Origin of the sequence: Chryseobacterium sp. Leaf201 (assembly GCF_001421435.1) — a bacterium.
Taxonomy (GTDB): domain Bacteria; phylum Bacteroidota; class Bacteroidia; order Flavobacteriales; family Weeksellaceae; genus Chryseobacterium.
The window spans coordinates 1-23,164 of record NZ_LMKA01000072.1 but is presented as its reverse complement, the minus strand read 5'-3'; the positions used below and the strand labels follow the sequence as shown (position 1 = coordinate 23,164).

The following is a 23,164-nucleotide window of genomic DNA, read 5'->3' as shown; positions in this document are numbered from 1 at the left end:
TGCTAAACCTTCTCAATTTTATTTTTGTCTCTTTTACCGTACATAAAATAAAGTCCGAAACCACTCAGCAGGATAAACAATCCGAAGCACAGAAGAGAAATCCATTTTCCGGTTTCAATAACCTGAGGTTCAAAAACCATTCTGATCGTATGGCTTCCGGCCGGAACGTGTACGGCACGCAGTAAATAATCTGCCTTGATGTAAGGAACCTCTTTTTCATCAATAAACATTTTCCAGCCGTGAGGATAATAGATCTCGGAGAAGACAGCCAGCTGCGGCGTCCTGGACTGGGATTTGAATTCCAGTTCATTCGGCTGATAACGGGTCAGGTTGATAAATGCTGAAGCATCCGGCTGAACCGTTTTTCCGTTAAAATAATTTTTATCAGAAGAAGCGATAACCGCTGTGTTTTTACTGTCAATAATGCCAATTACTTTAATTTCCTGATTGGGGGAATCTGCAAATTTCAGGTCGCTTACGAACCAGGCGTTTCCGTTGGCTTTCGGATTCGGTACGGCCTGCGGCTGCTCAGGTCCGCCCACTACCCAATATTTTGCATTCAGCAGGTTCAGGATGTTCGGAACTTTTACAGAATCCATCACCTTGAAATATTCGTTGATCACATCGTCATACCTTCTCAGTTTCACCGCGTGATATCCGCCGATGGAAGATTTGAAATAGGATGTATTGGTTTCGCTGAATGTCCCTAAAATATTGTTGAAGATCCTGTAATGGGTCTTGTCTTTTTCAGCAATCGTTTCAAGGGTCTTGTTAACGTTTACATTAGCCAGGATTGATTCCAGGTTGGGGTTACCCTGTACTTTTTCTGCTAAAAGATCTGAGCTTTCCGTCTGGAAAGGGTTCTCTGCAAAAACCTTATCCACATAATTTTCGTCATTCAGATAACGTCTGTTTACTGTCCAGAGATCAAAAAGGCTTACCGCGCCGATGATGATCAAAGCGATGTTCTGGCTGAGTTTTTTCTTTAAGCTCAGGAACAGAACCGCCGCTGCAATAGTCACATAGATAAAGGCCTTAATTGCATCGGTTTTAAAGAGCCTGAATCTTTCATCCACCAGATAATCCAGCAGGAAAGGAGGCAGGTACGTTTTTTCATTATCGGTATGGAAACCTAATAAAGATTTTCCGAAAACAAGGAGAATCAGGACCAGGCCTAAAGTCCCGCCGCTTACATATAGAAGAATCTTCTTTTTGTACTCTTCGGTTAACGTTTCATCGGTAAAGAACCTGTACAGCCCGATGATGGCAATTAAAGGGAATAGTAATTCCACCACAACCAATATCGAAGACGGTGCCCTGAATTTATTGTAGAACGGAACGAAATCAATAAAGAAATCTGACAAAGGCATGAAGTTGCTTCCCCATGCTAAGAAAATCGTGAGTATCGAAGCTCCCAGAATCCAGTAACGGTATTTTTTCCAGGCAAAGAAGAACCCTAAAACAGCTAAGAAACATACAATGGCTCCCTGATAGGCAGGTCCTGAAGTTATCGGCTGGTCTCCCCAGTAAGTTAAGCTTCCGAATCCTTTTGAGATCTGGTCCATTTCAGCCTGTGAGCTTACATTTTCCTGAACCATGGCCTGTACTTTCTCCATCATTTCCTTTCCTTCCGGCTCCTGGGTTGCGCCGCCCATCAATCTCGGGATGAAAAGGTTCAGGGTTTCCAGCTTACCGTAGCTCCACATCAGCATGCTTTCCTTATCCATTCCTGAAGTTCCTCCGGTATGGCTGTCGTTCGTTAGGATCTGCTTCCCGCGGACGGTTTCCTTAATGTACTCGGAATTGGCCATGATCCTTTGTGAATTCATACCCACCCCGATGAAACACGAAGCGGCAACAATTCCCGATGAAACTAAAAAATGTTTTACCGTCACCTTTTTCTGGATCGTCCGGATAAGTTCGGAGAGGAAGAGAACACCCAGAGCCAGGAAAAGGTAATAGGTCATCTGCGGGTGGTTGGCAGCTATCTGAAGTCCCATGAAGAGGGTAGTGACAATAAAGCCCCAGATGTACTGTTTTCTGATGTACACCAGTAAAATCCCGGCTAACAGCGGTGCAAAATATTCTATGGTGTTGATTTTACCGTTGTGCCCTGCAACAAGTGCAATATAAAAATAGGTTGAAAGCCCGAAGAAGGTGGCTCCCAGCAATGCGTATTTCCAGTTTCTGACGACGACCATCCCTAAAAGGAAGAATCCGCCGAAAAGAAGGAAAAGGTAATTAACAGGCCGTGGTAAGATATTGAGTTTAGAGTCGATTTTTTTAATGATATCCCCTTTAAACTGGCTTCCCATCTGATACGTAGGCATCCCCCCGAACATTGAATCGCTCCAGTAGGTTTCATTTTCCGTATTGGCCCTGTAATCAAGCAGTTCTTTGGCACCGCCGCGGTACTGCACAATGTCATGCTGGAAAAGCTGCTTTCCGCTGATCACAGGATTGGCATAAACAAAAGCAAGAATAATGAAAACCACGAAACTTGCCAGAATGAAAATCAGATTTTTATTTGTTTTAAGCATAATGCATTTTAATTTGAGAACCCTTTCAGCATGGTAACGCTGAAAGGGCCGGGCTATTTATTTTTATCTTCCTTGATCTCTTCATAGTCCACCGTTTCAGCGTCCCAGTTGAGTTTTTTATTGATCTGATCTTTGTTTTGTATGTCCTGCTGTTTGGCGCTGTTATTTTTATTGCCAAACACATAGCTGTGAAAGGATTTAAAGAAAATCCTCTTTAAAATATTCCATACAAAATAAATAATGATAGTAATGAGTACGAACTCAAAAATATACTTCATAATAAATAAATTGTTTACAGGTTTGAAACTTAAAGTTCATGGTCATGGTTTCAGTTCATTCCTTTCTCAAACTCCAATAACGCGCTGCCTTCTATTTTGAAGAAGGGTTCACCATTACGGAAGAGTTGGAAACACTTTTCATCGACTGGGATTCTTTTCCGTTGGAGATGGTTTCAATCTGCGTTGTTTTTACAGAAATATTCTGGTTGTTGATCCAACCTGTATTCTGGTCAAACTTAATGGTTCCGTTCTGTGCAAGTTCACTGCTTAAGCTGTGGGTAACTTCTCCCTGGTTCTGCTTTTCTTCTTTTTTAGGAATCCCTCCGGTTACGGCAATTTCGGCAATTCCGTTTCCTACGCTTTTAAGGATATAATTTGAAGTGACCTTAATTTTCCCCTGTGCATCGGCATTTTCGCTGCTGCTCCATTTTTCTCCTACTTTTACTCCTTTTTTAGGGATGATGGTCAGGTTTTTATTAAGCTGGTCTTTCAGTACTTTTTCATTGAAGGTTTCTTTCAGGCTTGCTAAGACACTGGCCTTCTGGTTGGCATCTTTTATCAGGGTACCTACTGCATTGGACACTTTTGTGTACACCGCATCAAATCCGGTAATGGAGATCACATTCCCTTTGGTGTCCATCTTCATATTCAGCTTATTTCCGGTAAGGGCCTTATTGATATTCCAGATCATTTTCAGGTCATCTTCCTTAGGAATCGGTAATTTGGTGTCAACGACAATTGTTTTTCCGTCTGCTGACTGGGAATTTCTTTTGGCAATCAGGTTTAAAGTCATGTCATACACATTCCCTTTGATATCATTAACGGTGAAAGACATTTCGTCCGTAGATTCGCTGGTTCCGTTCAGGGTTTTGCCTTTAGGGTCAGTCATCGTTTTGGTATCTCTCTGATAAGTGGTCAGAGGATAGGTTTTTCCTTTTTCCAGTTTAAAAGTCTGGGTGTAAACGCCTGCAGAATCTTTAATAGCCGGATTGGCTTCTACTTTTGCCACGGAATCCGCCGGAACTTCTACCGTAATCGTTTTTCCTGTTTTAGGATCTATTTTTGTGATTTTTGTCGTTTCCTTTTTATTGCATGAAACTAAAGCTATGGTTGAGATAAGCGCTAACGCTGCTATGTTTTTCATTTGATTTTTTTAAATTGTATAACTGTGAATTTACCTGAATGAACTGGATTTCGGATCAATATTAAAGACCGGAATTAACCGTCATTTTCTGTCTTACTGCCTCATATAAAATAGCCCCACAGGCTACGGAAACATTCAGGGACTGGGTTTTTCCTTCAATCGGCAACTTTATCTTTTCATCCGCATGGTGAAGGACTTCTTTTGAAATTCCCGTTTCCTCATTACCCATTACAATAGCGCACGGCTCTGTAAGGTTTACGTCATAAATCAGTTTCTGGGCTTTTTCGCTGGCGGCAAATACGGAAATTCCGCTCTGCTGAAGAAAGTCTACCACGTGGGCAAGATTGGGTTCTTTGCAGATTTTGATATTGTAAATACCTCCTGCAGACGTTTTTATGGCATCTGAATTAATCGGCGCAGCTCCTTTTTCCGGAATAATTACCGCATCAACGCCTACACATTCCGCCGTTCTGCAGATGGCCCCGAAATTCCTGACATCCGTCAGGCGGTCAAGGATCAGTAAAAAAGGAGTTTTCCCTTCTTCAAAAAGCTGTGGCACAATATCTTCTATTTTGTGAAAAGGGACGTCCGAAATAAAAGCAACTACCCCCTGGTGGTTTTTTCTCGTAAACCGGTTCAGCTTTTCAACCGGAACATAATTGGGGCGGATTTTATTCTTGGCAAGGATGGTTTTAAGCTCAGCATAAATATCTCCCTGCAGCGCATTCTGTACAAATACTTTATCAATTGTTTTCCCCGCTTCAATAGCTTCAATTACGGGGCGCAGCCCGAAAATAAAATCGTCCTTTTTATCGTTGTTATCCATTAATATTCTTTTATAAATTGTTTTCCGGAATAAGATCCGTAAATAAATATTTTCTTCTCAAAATAAAGCTTTGCCCTGAATGGCGGCTTTGTATCTAAGCTTCTTCTCTGTTTGTTGTTAATACTTTTCTCCTAAAATGGCTCTTTTCTGAGACAGAAGGTATCCGTAATGCAGGCATTCATGCATGTTGTTAAAAATAATAGCATCCTGAATGCTTTTCAGGTCCATCCCGAAGCTTGTGGTGTAAGGCGTATAATCTGCAAAGAAATCACTGTCATAATCTTTCATCAGGATCTTTGATGTTTCCGTCAGTAAAAACTCCAGGTCTTCCACTTCTGATTTCTGAACGTTCAGATTCGGCAGGGTACCTTTTTTGTAGGTTTCAATCCAGTATTTGTCAATTCTGAAAGGGTTTCCGCTGAGGTAATAATGCAGCAGCTGCTGGGTGGCAACCGTATGCGCAATATTCCAGTACATATTATTATTAAAGCCGTCCGGGATCAGGAGCAGGTCTTCATGCGAAGTATTCTGTAAAATATCCAGAAGGTTACTTCTTACCTGTCTGTGCGCCTGAAAATGATAATTCATTCTGCGAAATTTTAATCACCAAAAATAGTTTAATAAACTGGATATGACAATTTTTAATCTGGTAATGAAATCAAATTTATGTATTTTTATGAAAATACCGGATGATGATCGTTGATTTATAAGAGAAGGCCCGATTTGGAATCCTGCATCCATACCGGAATATTTAACAAACTTTAACTCAAATATGGCATTAATTGTGTTGATTACTGCAGGTATTTATTGGAAATTTACCCATTATTTTAAATTAAGCTATGTCAGAGATCAATCAGGCTGAAGATATCCGTCAACTGACGGAACAGATAAAGGAAGCGAACTATTATTTTTCCCGTCTCAGGCAGGAAATCAACAAAGTTATTATCGGGCAGGAATATATGATAGACCGCCTTTTGGTAGGGCTTCTGGGGAATGGGCACGTTCTGTTGGAAGGTGTTCCCGGACTGGCTAAGACACTGGCCATAAAAACCCTGGCAGATGCTGTTGACGGTGAGTTTTCCAGGATTCAGTTTACGCCGGATCTGCTGCCTGCCGATGTGGTGGGAACAATGATCTACAGTATTAAAGACAATGATTTTTCGATAAAAAAAGGCCCGGTTTTCGCAAACTTTGTGCTTGCGGATGAGATCAACCGCGCCCCGGCAAAAGTACAGTCGGCCCTGCTGGAAGTTATGCAGGAAAAACAGGTAACCATTGGTGATGAAACCATGAAGCTTCCGAAGCCTTTTCTGGTACTGGCCACACAGAACCCGATTGACCAGGAAGGTACTTACCTTTTACCGGAAGCCCAGAGCGACCGTTTCATGCTGAAATGTACCATTGATTATCCGAAATTTGAAGATGAAAGAACGGTAATGAGAATGGTTTCCACTTCGCATCAGCCTGTTGTGAAACCGGTGATATCGCTGCAGCATATTGTAGAAGCCAAAGAACTGATCAACCAGATTTATCTTGACGAGAAAATAGAAAAATATATCCTGGATATGGTTTTTGCAACCCGTTATCCTGAAAACTACGGCCTTGCCGAGCTTAAAAATTATATCGGTTTCGGGGCTTCACCAAGGGCTTCCATCAATCTTGCCATTGCATCCAGAGCGTATGCATTCCTGAAAGGAAGAGCTTTTGTTATTCCTGAAGATGTAAAATCGCTGGCCAATGATGTGCTGAGACACAGGATCGGTTTAACCTTTGAGGCAGAAGCGGAAAATATTTCTACAGAAGAAATCATCAGCAGGATCTTAGCGAAAATCCAGGCTCCATAATAATGTAACAGTTTAGCAGTGTAACAATCGATTGTTGCAGGGTTATATTCTTACATTTTACATTTAAAGTATGCAGATAAAAGATATTGTAAAAAAAGTCAAGCAGATAGAAATCCGTACCCGAAAGAAGACGGAAGCTTCTTTGATGGGACAATATCACAGTGCTTTCAAAGGACAGGGAATGACCTTTTCAGAAGTCCGCCCGTACCAGTTCGGGGATGAAATCCGGAGGATCGACTGGAACAAGACCGCCCGTTTCCGCGAGCCGTTTGTGAAAGTAATGGAAGAGGAGCGGGAGCTGACAATGATGCTGGTTGTGGATATTTCCGCTTCAATGGATTATGGGACAAAAAATCAGCTTAAAAGAGAATATGTAGCTGAAATTGCAGCCAGTCTGGGCTTCTCAGCAGCCGGAAACAATGATAAAGTAGGGCTTATCTTATTTGCCGATAAAGTATATAAAGTGGTTCCGCCCCAAAAAGGAAGGAAGCATATTCTTTCCATTATCAGTAATATTCTGACCGCATCTTATGTGCCGGCAGAATCAAAGGTTGATAAGGCGCTTGAATACATGATGGGTATTTTCAAAAAAAAGTCGCTGGTTTTCCTTTTTTCTGATTTTGAGGATGACTATGATTCTAAAATGCTGAGGGTAGCCTCTAAAAAGCACCAGCTGCTCGGCATGAGGGTATTTGATGAAAAAGATAATGAAATTCCTGATGTAGGATATACTTTGCTGTATGATGCTGAAACCGGAAAACAGGTCTGGGCCAATACATCAAGCGCGCGCTGGAGGTATACGTTTGCGGAGGCACAGAAACAGAAATTAAAAACTCTGGAAGAAGATTTTGCCAACAGTTCGGCAAGTTTTATAAACATTAATACAGGTGCAGATTATTCCAAGCTCCTGTACAATTACTTTCAGAAAAAATAAAATAAAAATGCATCCGCTGTTTGAAAAGAGTGACCGATGCAAGGTAAAAATGTAACAATACAATTGAGAAAACTATTATTTATATTTTGTTTTTTACTCTGTGCGAATGCCTTCTCACAGATTCTTTCTTCCAGTGTCGAGAAGAAAACCATTGCTCTGGGTGAAGTAAACCACATGGTGGTAACGATCAATAACATCGGCAGCGAAAAAGTTTCCGCAGCTCCCGAAAATGAGTTGCTGCCTTTCCATTTTGAAGAGGTAAAAGACAGTATTGCGCAGACTCAGGATGTATATTACCGGAGAATTGATTTTGCGGTATTCGATGAAGGGAAGTTTACCATCCCCGAACTTGAGTTTAAGGTCGGCGGAAAGGTGTTAAAAACAATTCCTTATGAGATCGAGGTAATCAATACTGCCCAGAAGACCGACCAGATCAATGACATCATGAATAACAAAGAGGTAAAACTTGAAGTAACGGATTACTGGCAGCTGTATAAGTTTTATATTCTGGCCGCCATTGCTTTGATTGCTCTGATCATTGCCATTGTCATGTTTGTGAAGTACGGCAGGAAATCCAAAGACTCGCCGGTGGTTGCAACCAACCAGACTTTGAAAGAACTGGATTCCCTTAAGAAGAAAAAATATGTGGAAACCGGTGATTACCGTTCATTTTACGTAGAGCTTATCGATATTTCAAGGAAATTTATTGCTAAACAATATCGGTTACCAGCCGATGTCCTGTTGACGGATGACCTGGTTGACCTGATGAAGAAAAATAATACCATCTCGCAGGAGAACGAAAAAGTGGTGGAAGATGTATTTGTAAGAGGTGACCTGGTGAAGTTTGCAAAAACATTCCCGGATCAGCAGACCATGGAAAAGGATTTTGCAGACATCAGAAATTTTGTAAAAAGATCTTCAAAAGATCTGGAATTTGAAAACCTGAGGAAAGATGTTTGATTTTGAGTTTTACAGTCCGTGGTTTTTACTGCTTTTCCTGTTGTTTATCCCATTGCTGTTCAGGGATGTCAGCAGACAGAAAAGGAACGGCATTAAAGTGCCCACAGTTAAGAATATGGCTGACAGCAGCGGTATCCGCGTGGTAATGTTTTTCCTGAGGATTTCCAAATACATCATACTCTCCGCACTTATCATCGCCATGGCAAGGCCAAGGACCTTTACGGTTTCCCAGGACAGGGATGATACAAAAGGTATTGATATCATGCTTTCCGTAGACGTTTCTTTAAGTATGCTGGCAAAAGACCTTACCCCGGACCGTTTAACGGCCCTGAAGGATATTGCGATAAAGTTTGTTGAAAAACGGCCCAATGATAGGATCGGTTTGGTGACCTATTCCGGAGAAGCATTTACAAAAGTCCCGGTAACTTCTGATCACCAGGTAGTGGTTGATGAACTGCAGAATCTTAACCCTCTGGAATTACAGCCGGGAACAGCCATCGGTGAGGGACTTTCAGTAGCCATTAATCACCTTAAAAACAGCAAGGCAAAAAGCAAGATCATTATTTTGATGACCGATGGTGTCAATACCATTGAGAATGCAATGCCTCCTGCGATTGCGGCAGAACTGGCAAAGAATAACAGTATTAAAGTGTATGCAATTGGGATCGGAACCAACGGATATGCCTTAATGCCTACCCAGACCGATATTTTCGGGGATCTGGTTTTTACAGAAGCAGAAGTGAAAATTGATGAGCCGGTGTTAAAGGAAGTCGCGCAGATGACCGGCGGGAGATATTTCAGGGCTACTTCCAACAGCAGTCTGGAAGAAGTGTATGATGAAATCAACCAGCTGGAAAAATCAGATGTGAAAGTTTCAAGGCTGTTCAATTATCAGGAATATTTCAAGATTTTCCTTTGGATTGCTTTGGGTATTCTGTTTATTGACGCGTTGTTGAGGTGGGTATTTTATAAAATTTTAAGCTGATGGATTGGTATTTGGGAAATTATTGGTATTTATTGCTGCTGTTGCTTTTACCGCTGTTGGCTGTTTTTCTGGTGCGTTACCTGAAATGGAAAAATAAAAGGAAGCATATTTTCGCGGATGCCCGGTTTCATGAGCATCTGTTTGAAAAAAGATCGGGCTTTACGAGATTTTTCCCGACTTTATATATCTTGGGAACACTGTTTCTGATTTTTTCGATCATTGACTTGTTAAGCGGCTCAGAAGAAATCAAAACCAATCAGAAATTAAACAACGTTATTTTCATGCTGGATGTTTCCAATTCAATGAACGCGGAAGAAATCAATCCAAGCCGTCTCGCCGAAGCCAAAAACCTGATGATCCAGACCATGCTGAAGATGAAAAACGATAAGGTGGGGATTGTTATTTTTGCGGGAGAAGCAAGCTCGATTATGCCTTTGACTACAGATTACAATTCAGCGGAAACCTATATCGGCGCAATTGAGACCAACTCCATGCAGATCCAGGGAACTGATTTCCTGAACGGGATGAAAAGCGCGGTGGCAAAATTTAAGAACGTAAGTAAAAACGCACGGAAAGTGGTGTTGTTAAGCGATGGGGAAGATAACGAGGGAAATGACGAAGCAGCGATAAATCTGGCGGAAAAAGAAGGGATTATGATTACTTCCGTAGGGATAGGTTCCGATGAAGGGGCACCGATTCCGGAATACCAGTTCGGACAGCTGATGGGTTACAAAACGGATATTTCCGGGCAGACCGTTATTTCAAAAAGACAGACGGCAGCGCTGAGGAAAATGGCGGAAGCCACAGGCGGATCCTATATTGACGGGAATAATATCAATGAAGCCCCGGACAGGATTATTGATGCCCTGCAAAAGAAGTCCGGTTCTTCTGAAACACTGGTGAAGTCGCAGAATGCCAACCATTACTATCAGTACTTTCTGATTGTTTCTATATTCTTCTTTACGCTGATTTATCTGTTTAATCCTAAAAGGGATTTAAATGTATAAAATCATGTGGTATGGCGCGGATAACCGGCAATTACTTTAACCCAACTTTAACAAATAAGGCACTGTTTATTAACATATAAAGGAATAATTTTGCATTGGATGAATACTAAAATCTTTTTTTTATCGTTTATTATTGCTTTCATGAGTTCAGGTTTTCTGTTTGGCCAGAAAAACTACAGGACACTCGTGTACGAGGGCAATGAAAAATTCAACGGGAAAGATTATGATGGGGCCACTGCTAAGTACCTGCAGGCAATAAAAGCCAACGACAAAGATTTTACAGCCCATTATAACCTGGGCAATGCACTGTATAAAAGCAAGAAATACGAAGAAGCCAAGGCGGAGTTTGAAAAGGCACAGCGGTTTTCACAGACTCTTTCAGACAAATCTGCGGCACTTCATAACCTGGGGAATGCCTATATGCAGACGAAACAGCCCGAAAAGGCAGCCGAATTTTATAAGCAGTCACTGAAACAGAATCCTTACAGTGAAGCAACGAGGAAGAATTATGAAATTGCCAAACTGAAAGAAAAAGAAAACGAACAGAAACAACAAAAGCAGAATAACTCCGGTAAAGGAGGAGGCGGTAAAGATCAGCAGCAGAATGATGATCAGAAGGGAGAGCAGAAAGAGCAGGGACAGGGGCAGCAGAACCAGGGCAAAGGCCAGGGGAATGATCCTAACCAAAAATCTGATAATGAGACCAGAATCCCGAAAGGACTTGAAAATCAAATACTCAATAAAGTAAGCGACAAAGAGAAAGAAACCGCCAAAAGAATTTTAAACAAAAATTCTTATTCGATGCCCGAAAGCAACGAGAAAGACTGGTGATGCAGAAAAGAACCCTTTACATACTATTCCTTTTTTTATCCGTAATTTCTTACGGACAGGTAAATATTTCTGTAAATCCTGATAAAACAACTTACAGCGGGAAAGAGATCATCAACCTCACCATTGTTCTTGAAATGAACGGCGGGGAATATACCCAGCAGACTCCTCTGCGCTCACCCGATCTGTCAAGATTCAACATCATCGGAAGCGGATCCGTAAGCAACGGCTATGTAGATCCTGAAACCAATACCGTTATCTCACAATCCATTACCAGGCTGGCTCTTGAGCCGAAGCAGAAAGGAAAAGTAAAAGTAGGTTCATTCCTGGTAACTGTTAATAATAAAATCTATAAAACCGAGCCGTTTGAAGTCTTCATAAAAGATGTTGAAAAGAAAGCTGTAGCAGCCAACTTAAAAGACGTCTATTTAAATATGGAGATTGAAGACCGTGAGGTGTATCAGGACCAGCCTGCCATTGCAGTTCTGAAAGTGTACTCCAAAAACATGGACAATTTCAGAAGGGTTAAAAACATCCGTCTTCCCCAGCAGGATAACCTTGATGTTTATCCGGTAAGCTTTGCAAAATCTGAAATTGATCCGTCATCAGACTACGGAAATATGGCCTCACAGATTCTGGCGGTATTTATGGTGTTCCCGAATGAAGCAGGTTATGTGGACGTGCCGGGTGTTTCCGCATCGGTAAATTCTTTTTCCGGTAAAAATAAAATTGTTTCCAATAAAGTCAAGATCAACGTTAAAAAACTTCCGGAAGATGCACCGGAATGTTTTAAAAATGCTGTCGGGAATTTCAAGGTAAGCTTCGTAAACACGTCAAAAGAAAAAGCTGAAATTAAGAAGCCGATGAATGTGCTGGTAAAAGTAAGCGGCGAAGGGAACTTAAAAAACCTTGAACTGCCGAAAATTGCAGCCTCACCGGATTATGAAGTTTTTGCCCCAAAGATTACTTCCCGGGTTACGGCAGGCCTGACCGGAATGAAAGGGGAGATTGCCGCCAATTATATTATTATTCCTAAAAAAGCCGGGGAAATTGCCATCAGAACAGAACATTTCGCATTCTTCGATCCGTCCAGCAAGGAATATATAGACCTGGGTGAGAAAATATTATCGGTCAATGCATTTTCTCATGAAGAAATCATGGATGCCAAGACTACCGTAGAAAAGGTAAACGAGTATACCAATACATTGCTGGAAACGGTAAATACACCGGTACTTAAAACCACTTCTTTTAAAGTGAAAGAAAAAAGCAAGTTCCACTGGAATATTCTGTTAATCAATTTTTTCATCTTAGCCGGACTTTTCTTAGCCTATCTGATATTTAAAAACTGGCAAAAAAAGCGTGCATTAATTAAAAATACCGCACCTTCAAAATCTTTAGGATCAGTATCGGAAACGGAAAAAGAAATAAGGGAACAGCATAAAACTGATATCCACGATTATTTCAGTTATTTGGAGAATCTGAAAGACAATCAGGATTATGATACATTTTTCAAAACCTATGATGAGTTGGAAACAGAAGTGAGGAAACAGTTTTCTCAAAGTTCTGCAGGCGGCTTCAGGGATTTTCTGGAAATGCATCAGGGCGCTGCAACGGCGGCAGAATATACAGATCTTTCACAAAAAATCCAGATAGAGAAATATACACCGGTAAAATCTTCCGAAGGAATTGAAGAACTTTTACGGGCAATTGTTAATTTGTATTCACGCATTAGCAAATAACCAGTTTATTTTCATATTTTTGCGAAATTATTAATTAAGAATACATGGAAGTATTTAATGATTTTTCTATAAAGGAAATTGTTACCTGTTTTATGGTGCTTTTTGCGGTGATTGATATCATCGGCTCCGTTCCTATTGTGGTAACCTTACAGCAGAAATTCGGACAGATTGAGGCCGGCAGGGCTTCGATTACGGCGGGTCTGATCATGATCGTTTTTCTTTTTGTCGGAAATAAAATCCTGAAGCTGATTGGGGTGGATGTCAATTCCTTTGCCATAGCCGGGGCATTTGTTATTTTCGTCATCGCGCTTGAAATGATCCTGGGGATCGAAATCCATAAGACCACTGAAGTTAAGGCAGCCTCTATTGTACCTATCGCATTCCCGTTGGTTGCAGGAGCAGGTACACTGACCACAACGCTGTCGCTGAGGGCTGAATTTCATGATATAAATATCATTTTTGGGATCATTCTCAATACAATTTTCGTATATTTGGTGCTGAAATCAGCGAAGTGGCTGGAACGAAAAATGGGGGAAGCAACACTGGCTATTCTTCAGAAAGTTTTCGGGATTATCCTGTTAGCGATTTCAATTAAGCTATTTACCGCAAATTTTGCCCAGCTGGTGCAGACTTATATTAATTTTTAACGTGATGCAGAAGTTTTATAAAGTATTTTTAGTAGTGTTTATCGTGTTTATCGCCATTAATCTTTATGCTATCAACTGGCAAAGTGATATTCTGGCAGACGAAGAAAACCTGAAGTTTGTATTTTCAATCGCCTGTGCGGTGATCGGTCTTATTTTACTTTTTGTTATGAATACATGGAGTAAAATCGGCAAAAAGAAATAATTTAAAATTATAATTTATTATATAGGCCTCTTTCAATTCGAAAGAGGTTTTTTTATGCCTGTAAAAAGTTCCCAGACAGTTTGTACACACTGAAGATATTTAGTGATCTTATTTAGATACAGCTAAATTTTTCAGAACTGCTTCGGATTTGAGCTCTGTTTCGGTCCATTCTTTTTCCGGGTTGCTCTGGGCTGTGATACCGCCACCGACAAACACGTGAATGGAGTCCTGATAGAGTTTGGAACAGCGCAGGTTAACAAAATACTGTACGGTTTCTCCGGCTTCGATTTTAATATATCCCGCGTACAATTCGCGTGGAAATTTTTCCAGGCTCTGAATATGTTTTTTACAGAATTCTTTCGGGATCCCGCATACCGCAGGCGTAGGGTGTAACTCCTGAATAATAGTATCCAGGTCTTCTTTTTTTATTTTTACCCTGAAGTCTGTTCTCAGATGCTTTATATTCCCTGAAATATGGTCATAGGTACCGGATTCTTCAATCCCTTCAGAATATTTATTTAAAATATCCCTGATATAGCTGGTTACCGGTTTCTGCTCTTCAATTTCTTTTTCCGACCAGTTTTCTGAAACCGGAAGCGTTCCCGCAAGACTCATGGTTTCAAAATCACAGTTGTTTTTATTAAATTTCCCCAACACTTCAGAAAAGGCGCCCATCCATGAGTTTTCACCGTTGATTAAAAGGTATTTGAAGGCATTGGGATAAGATTTGCACAGGTTTTTGAAGCTTTCTTTTATATCCAGTCCATTAAAATCCGTGAAGATTTTCCTTCTTGAATACACCAGTTTGGGTAATTTATGCTCTTTGATGATATCAATGACCTGATGAATATTCTGTATATATTGTTCTTTTGTTTCCGCCATGTAACCGTTATCATCTGTTGACAGGAGTTCATTGCTGATGGTAATGTTGTCAAAAGCTTCAGGACTTATTTCAATAATATTCCCTTGACATTTGATCTGATGAAGGCCGTCAAAAGAATAGAAACTGATATGGTTTTCCTGTGAACTTTCATCTGTGGAATACAGTTTTTCATCGAATGGAAATTTGAAATAAATCATGTAGAATAAGAGGTTTACAGAAATCAGCGCCTGGAAATTATATAAGAAATCCCGACACTGATTTTTCTTTCTGCAAAGGTATTATTAGTCTTAAAAATGTCAAAATCAAAACTGCTGTTTTTTAAGAAAAGATTCTTTAAGGTATGCTGCTGGTATTCCAGCGACAGAAGAATGCGCCTGTAAAGCCTGTATTGCGCACCTAAAGAAAACCCGAGATTGGCACGGTAGCTTTTGAAATCCTCCGGTTTATCCAGTTCCATATTTTCAGGGGTCATAAACTGTAAGGTATAGCTGTTTCTGTTGACCGTAACCCCGGCAAACGGACGGATATTTTTCCATTCATACAGCAGTTTCAACTGGACGGCATATTCAAAATGTTTATTATTGAACCGCTGGAATAACAGTGACTGATTATCCTTCGTGAAATAAAACCCGTTCAGGTAGGTGTCTTCCGTGTTGGCATCAAGATCAAACGTGGAATTCCAGTGGTAGAGATGAGCGGAAAACATGACGGATAATTGAGGGTTAAAAACAGTCCTTGAAATCCAGAGCCCGAGATGCTCGCCAAACTGCTGACGGCCAGATGAAAGTTCCTGTACCCAGCTGCTGCTTTTTAAACCCATCCCGCCTTCTATGCCATATTCAAAAAGGGGAGGCTTCTGTCTGCTGATCCTGTTTTTAGCCCGCTGTTTATCAAGTTCTTCTTTATAGATATTCCGGACGAAAAATTTCTCCCGGATCTCCATATCCGGAAAAACGACATCTTTATGTTTAAATTGCACAGGTTTTATAAGGTAAACCGTATCGTAAACGGTAATATTTTCATACACATATACCGTGTCCACTTTCTTTCTTTTCTGTGCGTAGGATAAACTTATGGTGACAAAAGCTAAAAAGAGGATTATTTTTCTTAAAAACATGTTCAGGGGCATTTATCTTTCTATAAAAACCGTATCTCTTTTAATGATTTTCTTTACCACAATTACTTTTTCCGGTGTTTCTTTTACAGAGTCTTTCCGGATTGTTTTTGCGGAGTTCTTCCCGGATTCAATATCTTTTTGTGCTGTAACAGGTGTGGTTTTTAAAATATCTGTTTGCTTAACGTCCGCCAAATCCTTTTCATTTAAACTTTCATCTTCTGTATTTGGTTTTAAGATCAGGCTTGAACTTTTTTCATCTTTCTTGGATGAATTGAACGTTGCTTCAACCTGTTTTTCCTGAGGCCGTCTTAAAGAATCAGCTGAGTTATTTCCTGTGAAAAAGGAGTTTCCCGGATTTGATAAAAAAACGGAAAGAATTAGAATCACCAGGATAGTGCTTCCTATTACCGTTTTCTTTTTCCACGCCGTGCTGTTTGATGACGAAAATGACTGAGGGTGTATTTTGATATCAGCAGGAACCTGCAGCGGTCTGGAAGGCTGAACCGTGAAATCTGAAAATTTATTTTGAAAGGTCCGTGCCCAAAGCAATCCGCCAAGTCCGAAAATCACCAGCAGCTGCGCCGTTTTCTTTTTCGGGGTATCAGGCTTGACGATATGGTTCAGTAAATAATTCTGGACTGATTTTTTAGCCCTGAGAAGATGCGATTTAGACGTATTTACTGTAATTCCCAGTGTATTAGAAATTTCTGAATGGGAATAGTTCTCAATAAAAAAGAGATTGAAAACCGATTTATGGTGGGAGGGAAGATGGTCTATGGAAGACAGCAGTTCTTCATTGGTAAAATCGTAAATGAAGGCATTTTTTTCTTCCTGAAAATGATATTCCATTTCTGAAGGGGTATCTGGGATTTCTGAGGGTTCCGCATCAACGAACGTATTTTTGCTGTTTTTACGGATGTGCTGTAAAGCGTTATTGACTACAATTTTTTTAAGCCAGGCAAAGAGTGCTTTCTCGTCATTCAGCTGGTGGTCTTTCTGTATGGCGGTGATAAAACTGTCCTGTACAATATCTTCTGCGGTGTAAATATCCTGTATATATCTGCGGCAAATCCCCAGGAGTTTCGGGGAGTAACTGCTGTAGACTTTTTGCCAGTCTAAGTTGCTGTTTTGCTGCATCATAATTAATTGGTTGGTTTCACATTTTTAGTTTTTGTGCAGGATGACTATTTCTTAATAAAATGAGTAATCACTAATTTCAGGCGAGGTTAAAAACTAAAATAAAAGTTTTCATGGTTGTTATTTTATTATAAGATGCAGAAAAAATAAAAGGTTGCAGCTGTAACATAAAAAAAGCTCAAATTTTTTTTGAGCCTGTATTTTTTAAATGAATCTTATTTATTGATAATCGTATTGGTCATCGTGGTGTGGCTGATCAGCTGATCTTTCTCGTCACGGATTTCTATTTCAGAAACGTGCATGCTTCTTCCTTTCCTGATGAATCTGGCAACAGCGGTTACCATTCCGCTCTTTTTGCTTCTTAAATGATTTGTATTGATGTTGGTACCTACACCACAATACTTTTCGCCGTCAATAAAGATATTGGACAGGCTTGAACCCATGGTTTCGGCCAGAACGCAGCTTGCACCGCCGTGCATAATCCCGAAAGGCTGATGGATTCTCGGTAATACCGGCATTGTGGCCGTCAGTGTTTCATTCTCCAGATCAATGTCTGTAAACTGTATGTCCAGTGTTTTGGCAAAGGTCTCTTCACCCCAGTTGTTGATAAATTCTAATATCTGCGCTTTGGTTTTATCTTTTGTGTACATGGATGTATAAGTAACTGATAATAAGTAATTTTGGCAACATCTAATTTCTAACTTCTAATTTCTAACTTTTGACTTCTGACTCGTTCCCCATGATATTCGGGTTCCAGTTTGCCGGTATTTTCGGCACAATATCATTTTTGATATAGTAGTCCTGGATTTCCTGCATGATTTCCGTGAACGGTACCGATGCAATCCTTTCATAAGGAATGGTGTAGCCCAGATACACCCTGTTGCGTTTAAAATCTCCTGCTGCTAAAACAATCGGGACTTTTGCGGCCAGTGCCATGTGATAAAAACCTTTTCTCCATTTCGGTACCCAGCTGCGCGTTCCTTCAGGGGTAATTACCAGGCTGAAGTCATCTTTGGCAAACTGTTGGGCTACAAAATTCACCAGGTCATTTTTCTGGCTCCTGTCAATACCGATTCCGCCCAGTCCTCTTACGGTACTTCCGTACCATGCCTTGGTGTGGGCATCTTTGATGATGATTTTCAGGGGCTTGTTTAAAGACCAGTAGGCCAGGTTGCCCAGGATGTATTCCATATTATGGGTATGGGGGGCCACCACCAGAATGCATCGGTTCAGGCTGTTTACATCACCCTGTAAAACAACTTTCCAGCCCATTAATTTTAGCATCAGCTTGCCCAGCAGCTTTCTCATATCGTTTGGATTAAAACAAAAAAGTATAACCACTTTGGTTATACTTTACAAATATATTGAAATATTATCGCTCTTAAAATAAACCGCTGATTAAATCTACGATTTTGATTACAATTTCTAATGCTAACTGTACCATGATTATTTAATATTTTTAAGTGTCCTAGGTTATTTTTTCTACACAAATGTAAAGATTTTTATTTACATAATACATTAAATGTAGATTTTTTTTAATTTATTTTGAGAGAAGAAGGGTGTGAATTTCAAACGGTTGGGTTATCCCTCCACACCTTCTGCCACTCTCTCCAGTGAGTTATTTAGTCTTTATGGTAATTTCGTTTTTATCTTCGTCTACATTGAAGTCTATATTCGCACCTTTCATCTTTCTGATGCTGTTTTTCATGGAGTCAATTACCTGGTCCGCTTTGTTGCTCGGGACTTTTTTGCCGTTGATGATAATACTGTCGTTATTGTCATCTTCCGAATTGTACTCAATGGTAGAACCGTTCACCGTAATTTTGTTTTTTTCAATCTTAATGTTTCCGTCCTCGTCTTTTTCCTGGTCGCTGTCATTGATACCGTCTGCATTCAGGTCGCCGTCAAAATTAATTGCATCGTCTTTTACCGGAAGAACAATTGTATTTTGCGGAACAACCAGTTCATAATCGACGTTGTAATCTCTGAATCTGTGTTCGTACGCATACTTGATGAAATTAGGAAGCATGATTCTGTTGTTGACAATTTCTACCGGAACATTTACATTCAGTGGAAGGTTATATCCTTTAGCCTCTTTTTTAATGATCAGATAAGGCGTCTTGATGTTTGCTTTTCTTGTAACATCTACATGGATCCAGTCTTTTCTGTAAACCGACACCCTGTCAGAATAAAGGTTGTCATCATAGGCTGTAAAGTTCTGTGGGATGGTAATCTGCTTAGAGTCAACATATAAAGTATCTGAAGTTGTGTTGATTGCTACTTCTTCCGTATCTTCTTTGTGTCCTTTGAAGATCATCTCTCTTTTAGCCATACTCAATCCGAAGTACGTTCCAAGACCGATTATCGTAAGGAACAGTGCGCCTAAAACCCATCCGATATTTCTCAGCTTTGTTTTGGGTGAGAAAATCTTAATACTCAACAGACTGAAAATTAATGCAGGAATTAAAGACCCGATAATGATAAGTGCTGCCAAAACATTGTATAATCCGTCTTCATCAAAGTAAAATTTCATTTCATTGGCTCCCGGGAAATCAGAATCAATCCCGAACAGTCCGAACACCACAAACACACCGATGATACTGCTGACTGCCATGATAGCGAAAAATGCGCCTACAATATATTTCAGGATATTCCAGACTCCGCTGCCTGCATTATTGATGTAAGGTTTGTTCTCAATATAAATTTCACCTGCTCTTGTGGTCGTTTCATTGGCAAACTGTACAATTTTACTGGATTCTTCCTTTAAATTATCAAAATTCAGAGGCTTTCCTTTCATTTTCAGGAAATCTGATGCGGTTTCAGCTTTCGGAAGCACTGCCCAAAGGATAAAATACAGGATGATAACCAGAAATGAAGATCCCGGTGCTACCCAAAGAAATAAAAATGCCCCAACCCAGATCAGCCTCATCGCTGTAAGATCCATTCCGAAATAGGCTGCAAGGCCTGCGCATACTCCGGCTACTTTCTGTCTTTCAGGATCACGGAACAGCTGTTTCTTATCCGTATACTCACTGCCTGCCGCTGCAGTTCTTCTGGTGTTCTTTTCAGAATAATAAGCCTCTTCCTGTTCTTCGATTTTTTCCGGGCTCCCGATCTGTGCAATCACTGCTTCTACATCCCCATCATTAATCACTTCACGTTTTGCCATGGTATCTCTGAAGATTTCAACCATTCTGATTTCTATATCGTGCATTACCTCATCAGCTTCCGAAGCATCCAGTGAGCTTCTCAGGGCGTTCAGGTAATCGCTGAGTTTTATATATGCATGTTCTTCTATCGTAAAAGAAAAACCTGCGAGTCCTATTGAGAGTGTTTTGTTCATAGCTTTGTTTTTTTAATTTTTTTGAGTGATTTGGTTGACTGAAGCAGTTAGTTCATTCCAGGTATTCTGAAGTTCATCCAGAAACAGTTTTCCTTTTTCTGTGATCTGATAGTATTTTCTTGGCGGGCCTCCTGTGGATTCTTCCCATCGGTAAGAAAGGAATTCACCGTTTTTTAATCTTGTTAAAAGAGGGTAGAGGGTTCCTTCCACTACATCCAGTTTTCCCTTTTTCAGTGCATCAATCAAATCAGAAACATACATTTCGCGTTGATTGATGAGACTTAAAATACAGAATTCCAGAATCCCTTTCCGCATTTGCGCTTTGGTATTTTCAGTATTCATCTTTAATAAGTTTTGTCAATTAGTTATTTATTTCAGACTTCAGTTCCTAGCTAGTTGAACCTATTCCGATTTTACATTACAAAGATATGTAATTAAAATGGTAATATGCAATACAAAGTAGTGGAATTTTAAAATAAAATAACATAAATAATTGATTATCAGTTAAATTATTTTTATGAAAAATTAATCAGAATAAAAATAAAGAGAAATCAGAGTGGATTTGTAATAATTTTTCCTTTGACGCTGACCGGCCTTAACGTAACCAATGCCTTTTTCTCAATCTTATGTTGGGAAGAAATAAAAGTGAACTGCTGATAAAATTTGCGGATGACAAGTGCCATTTCCATCACCGCAAAATGCTCTCCGATACAAAGCCTTGGCCCGGCTCCGAAAGGGTAGTAGGCGAAATTTCTGGCATTCTCGTCATCAAACCGTTCAGGAATAAATGAATCCGGCTGTTCCCAGTATTTCGGGTTCCTGTGGAGCCCGCTGATATACAGGATGATAAAAGTGCCTTTTGGCCAGGAATACTCTTTAAAACGGTCGTCCTCCAGTGCCTGCCGGTCAATGGCCCAGGCCGGGGAATGAAGCCGCATAGCTTCCTTGATGATATTGGAGGTGTATGATTTTTTCATTAAGCTTTCCGGTGAAAAAAGAGTATTCCCTTCAGCCGTAATTTCTTTTCTGAGTTTTTCTTCAGCTTCCGGATGCCGGCTGATCTCAAAAAACATGAAGCTCAAAGCATTGGCTGTTGTTTCATGGCCTGCAATAAAAAGGATCAGCATTTCGTCTACCAGCTGTTCATCAGACATAGGAAGCTGGGTATCTTCATACCGGGCACTGATGAGCATATCCAGGAGGTCATTTTTCTCTTCTCCCGAGCTTCTGCGTTTGTCCAGGATATTCTGAAGGATTGCTTTTGCTCTTTTGCTTTTCTCAATATTGCGGTCTATCACTCCGAAAAACTTTAAAATATTGGTATAGAAAGGAAGGCGGACCTCCTTGGCAAAGACTTCCTGGATTTCCGTAACGATTTCCCCCAGTTCTTTTACCGTATTCTTATCAATATCTGAGCTGAACAGGGTTTTAGCAACAATGCTGAAGGCCAGTGAATGAAAAAACGCATACAGATCCGTTTCCTGTCCGGTACCGAACGGCTGAAAAGCCGTATCAATCTCATCCTCCATAATGGAAACGAGATTGGCAATTTTTACTTTGCTGAACCCGGGCTGGATCAGCCTTCTCTGTTTAAGCCAGTCTTTTCCGTTGTTGGTCAGCAGTCCGTTCCCGAGGTATTTCCCGAGTGTAACAGACTGTATTTCGGATTTATAATAATTTTTATGATTCTGCTTTAAAATATATTCCACAAACTCTTTGTCCTGAGAAAAGATGAAATTTTTGTCTGTAAAATTAGCCCTGATACGGTAGATGTCCCCCGCAATACGGTGGTTTCCACTGATGGTATCCAACGGGTTGCTTACGCCGTTCACCAAAGAATACAGCTTCCTTCTTCCTTTAATTTCTGCTGGATAATTGAACTTGGACTCCATAAAATATATTTTTTATTAAAATTACGACTAATCTCTTACATGGCTGTAAAAATCGGTTACCTTAAAACCATTATTTTTGTATGGATTTAAGGTAAAAAAGATTTAAAATTGAATCACAGATAAACAGCAAATGCTGAACTGATCCTGTAATAAACCATATACAACGCATAATGAAAATACAGAAAGAAATTGATTTTATCCTCGCCGTGGATGCCCTGAAAAATGTGCAGCGCAGAAACTATAACGCAGACGACAGCAGGAGAGAAAATACGGCAGAACATTCCTGGCAGATTATTATCCTCGCCCAGATTCTTTTTCCCTATGCCAAAAACAGGGCTGATATTGATCTGCTGCGGGTCATCAGGATGCTTTCCATTCATGACCTGGTGGAAATAGAAGCGGGCGACACTTTCTTATTTGATGAAGCAGCCATGATCGGGAAATTTGAAAGAGAACAGATAGCGGCCCGGCAAATCTTCGGTATCCTGGATGAACCCCTGCGCTCGGAATTTTTTAACCTCTGGCTGGAATTTGAAGAAGAGCAGACGCCTGATGCTATTTTTGCCTGCGCCATTGACCGGATCATGCCATTTATCCTGAATTCCCATACCTCCGGGAAAAGCTGGACGGAAGCCGGCGTCACGGAAAAACAGATCCGCCATATGCTGGAGAATGCCATCAGCAGGGCTTCTGATGAACTGGGAGAAGCTTTTCAGCTGATGCTGCTCAAAAACCTGGAAACGGAAAAGGTTTTGAAATAATTTAGCGTTTAATATCTTTTGTTTGAGTAGTTTACTGGATTCGGCAAAAAGTATAATGATTCCGTCTTTGCCATGAGGCGCGCCAACTATACCACTG

At 40.4% G+C, this 23,164-nt stretch carries 23 protein-coding genes; 10 read left to right on the top strand and 13 right to left on the bottom strand.

Going from position 1 to position 23,164, the window contains the following annotated elements; genetic code table 11:
- Positions 1-2 precede the first annotated feature (2 nt).
- The 5 genes from ASE55_RS10410 to ASE55_RS10390 form a co-directional block, all read right to left on the bottom strand.
- Positions 3-2,540, bottom strand: a complete 2,538-nt coding sequence (locus ASE55_RS10410; protein ID WP_056218902.1) for a YfhO family protein — start codon at positions 2,538-2,540, stop codon at positions 3-5.
- A gap of 53 nt (positions 2,541-2,593) precedes the next feature.
- Positions 2,594-2,821 carry a hypothetical protein gene (locus ASE55_RS10405; protein ID WP_056218899.1) on the bottom strand — a complete coding sequence of 76 codons (228 nt, stop codon included), beginning with the start codon at positions 2,819-2,821 and terminating at the stop codon, positions 2,594-2,596.
- 88 nt (positions 2,822-2,909) lie between these two features.
- Positions 2,910-3,962: a DUF6263 family protein gene (locus ASE55_RS10400; RefSeq protein WP_056218895.1), complete on the bottom strand. Its 1,053-nt coding sequence runs from the start codon at positions 3,960-3,962 to the stop codon at positions 2,910-2,912.
- 61 nt (positions 3,963-4,023) lie between these two features.
- Positions 4,024-4,788 (bottom strand): 23S rRNA (guanosine(2251)-2'-O)-methyltransferase RlmB, encoded by a 765-nt coding sequence (gene rlmB / locus ASE55_RS10395; RefSeq protein WP_056218892.1) that lies wholly within the window; start codon positions 4,786-4,788, stop codon positions 4,024-4,026.
- 117 nt (positions 4,789-4,905) lie between these two features.
- Positions 4,906-5,376 carry a DinB family protein gene (locus ASE55_RS10390; RefSeq protein ID WP_056218891.1) on the bottom strand — a complete coding sequence of 157 codons (471 nt, stop codon included), beginning with the start codon at positions 5,374-5,376 and terminating at the stop codon, positions 4,906-4,908.
- Between the two features lie 251 nt (positions 5,377-5,627).
- Between ASE55_RS10390 and ASE55_RS10385 the strand changes: the two genes are divergently transcribed.
- The 9 genes from ASE55_RS10385 (at position 5,628) to ASE55_RS10345 (ending at position 13,934) form a co-directional block, all read left to right on the top strand.
- On the top strand, positions 5,628-6,632 hold the full coding sequence (locus tag ASE55_RS10385; protein ID WP_056218887.1) for an AAA family ATPase: 1,005 nt from the start codon (positions 5,628-5,630) through the stop codon (positions 6,630-6,632).
- 70 nt (positions 6,633-6,702) lie between these two features.
- On the top strand, positions 6,703-7,566 hold the full coding sequence (locus ASE55_RS10380; protein ID WP_056218884.1) for a DUF58 domain-containing protein: 864 nt from the start codon (positions 6,703-6,705) through the stop codon (positions 7,564-7,566).
- Between the two features lie 63 nt (positions 7,567-7,629).
- Entirely contained in the window at positions 7,630-8,526 is an 897-nt protein-coding gene (locus ASE55_RS10375) for a BatD family protein (RefSeq protein ID WP_056218935.1), read from the top strand.
- A complete protein-coding gene (locus ASE55_RS10370) occupies positions 8,519-9,511 on the top strand; it encodes a VWA domain-containing protein (protein WP_056218881.1) in 993 nt (330 codons plus the stop codon). Before ASE55_RS10375 ends, ASE55_RS10370 begins: the two co-directional genes overlap by 8 nt.
- Positions 9,511-10,518, top strand: coding sequence for a vWA domain-containing protein (locus ASE55_RS10365; protein ID WP_056218878.1), 1,008 nt, complete (start codon positions 9,511-9,513; stop codon positions 10,516-10,518). Before ASE55_RS10370 ends, ASE55_RS10365 begins: the two co-directional genes overlap by 1 nt.
- 141 nt (positions 10,519-10,659) lie before the next feature.
- Positions 10,660-11,349, top strand: a complete 690-nt coding sequence (locus ASE55_RS10360) for a tetratricopeptide repeat protein (protein ID WP_238585036.1) — start codon at positions 10,660-10,662, stop codon at positions 11,347-11,349.
- Positions 11,349-13,085, top strand: coding sequence for a BatD family protein (locus ASE55_RS10355; RefSeq protein ID WP_056218872.1), 1,737 nt, complete (start codon positions 11,349-11,351; stop codon positions 13,083-13,085). Before ASE55_RS10360 ends, ASE55_RS10355 begins: the two co-directional genes overlap by 1 nt.
- A 44-nt stretch (positions 13,086-13,129) precedes the next feature.
- Positions 13,130-13,732, top strand: coding sequence for a MarC family protein (locus ASE55_RS10350; RefSeq protein ID WP_056218868.1), 603 nt, complete (start codon positions 13,130-13,132; stop codon positions 13,730-13,732).
- Positions 13,733-13,736: 4 nt separating this feature from the next.
- The gene (locus ASE55_RS10345; protein WP_056218865.1) at positions 13,737-13,934 is read left to right on the top strand and encodes a hypothetical protein; all 198 of its coding nucleotides are present in this window, start codon (positions 13,737-13,739) and stop codon (positions 13,932-13,934) included.
- A gap of 108 nt (positions 13,935-14,042) precedes the next feature.
- On the opposite strand, the gene ASE55_RS10340 is transcribed toward ASE55_RS10345, so the two are convergent.
- The 8 genes from ASE55_RS10340 to ASE55_RS10305 all read right to left on the bottom strand — a co-directional run bounded on the left by ASE55_RS10340 (position 14,043) and on the right by ASE55_RS10305 (position 22,306).
- Positions 14,043-15,014, bottom strand: coding sequence for a chorismate-binding protein (locus tag ASE55_RS10340; protein ID WP_056218862.1), 972 nt, complete (start codon positions 15,012-15,014; stop codon positions 14,043-14,045).
- Between the two features lie 23 nt (positions 15,015-15,037).
- On the bottom strand, positions 15,038-15,934 hold the full coding sequence (locus ASE55_RS10335; RefSeq protein WP_128414549.1) for a hypothetical protein: 897 nt from the start codon (positions 15,932-15,934) through the stop codon (positions 15,038-15,040).
- A gap of 12 nt (positions 15,935-15,946) precedes the next feature.
- Positions 15,947-17,074: an RNA polymerase sigma factor gene (locus ASE55_RS10330; RefSeq protein ID WP_056218855.1), complete on the bottom strand. Its 1,128-nt coding sequence runs from the start codon at positions 17,072-17,074 to the stop codon at positions 15,947-15,949.
- A gap of 212 nt (positions 17,075-17,286) precedes the next feature.
- The gene (locus ASE55_RS10325) at positions 17,287-17,721 is read right to left on the bottom strand and encodes a PaaI family thioesterase (RefSeq protein WP_056218852.1); all 435 of its coding nucleotides are present in this window, start codon (positions 17,719-17,721) and stop codon (positions 17,287-17,289) included.
- Positions 17,722-17,782: 61 nt separating this feature from the next.
- The gene (locus tag ASE55_RS10320; RefSeq protein ID WP_056218849.1) at positions 17,783-18,379 is read right to left on the bottom strand and encodes a 1-acyl-sn-glycerol-3-phosphate acyltransferase; all 597 of its coding nucleotides are present in this window, start codon (positions 18,377-18,379) and stop codon (positions 17,783-17,785) included.
- Between the two features lie 310 nt (positions 18,380-18,689).
- Positions 18,690-20,414, bottom strand: a complete 1,725-nt coding sequence (locus ASE55_RS10315) for a PspC domain-containing protein (RefSeq protein WP_056218844.1) — start codon at positions 20,412-20,414, stop codon at positions 18,690-18,692.
- A gap of 12 nt (positions 20,415-20,426) precedes the next feature.
- On the bottom strand, positions 20,427-20,756 hold the full coding sequence (locus ASE55_RS10310) for a PadR family transcriptional regulator (RefSeq protein WP_056218842.1): 330 nt from the start codon (positions 20,754-20,756) through the stop codon (positions 20,427-20,429).
- A 209-nt stretch (positions 20,757-20,965) separates the two neighbouring features.
- The gene (locus ASE55_RS10305) at positions 20,966-22,306 is read right to left on the bottom strand and encodes a cytochrome P450 (protein ID WP_056218839.1); all 1,341 of its coding nucleotides are present in this window, start codon (positions 22,304-22,306) and stop codon (positions 20,966-20,968) included.
- 170 nt (positions 22,307-22,476) lie between these two features.
- Here ASE55_RS10305 and ASE55_RS10300 point away from each other — a divergent pair, with 170 nt between their 5' ends.
- Positions 22,477-23,067, top strand: coding sequence for an HD domain-containing protein (locus tag ASE55_RS10300; protein ID WP_056218837.1), 591 nt, complete (start codon positions 22,477-22,479; stop codon positions 23,065-23,067).
- Positions 23,068-23,164: the final 97 nt, after the last annotated feature.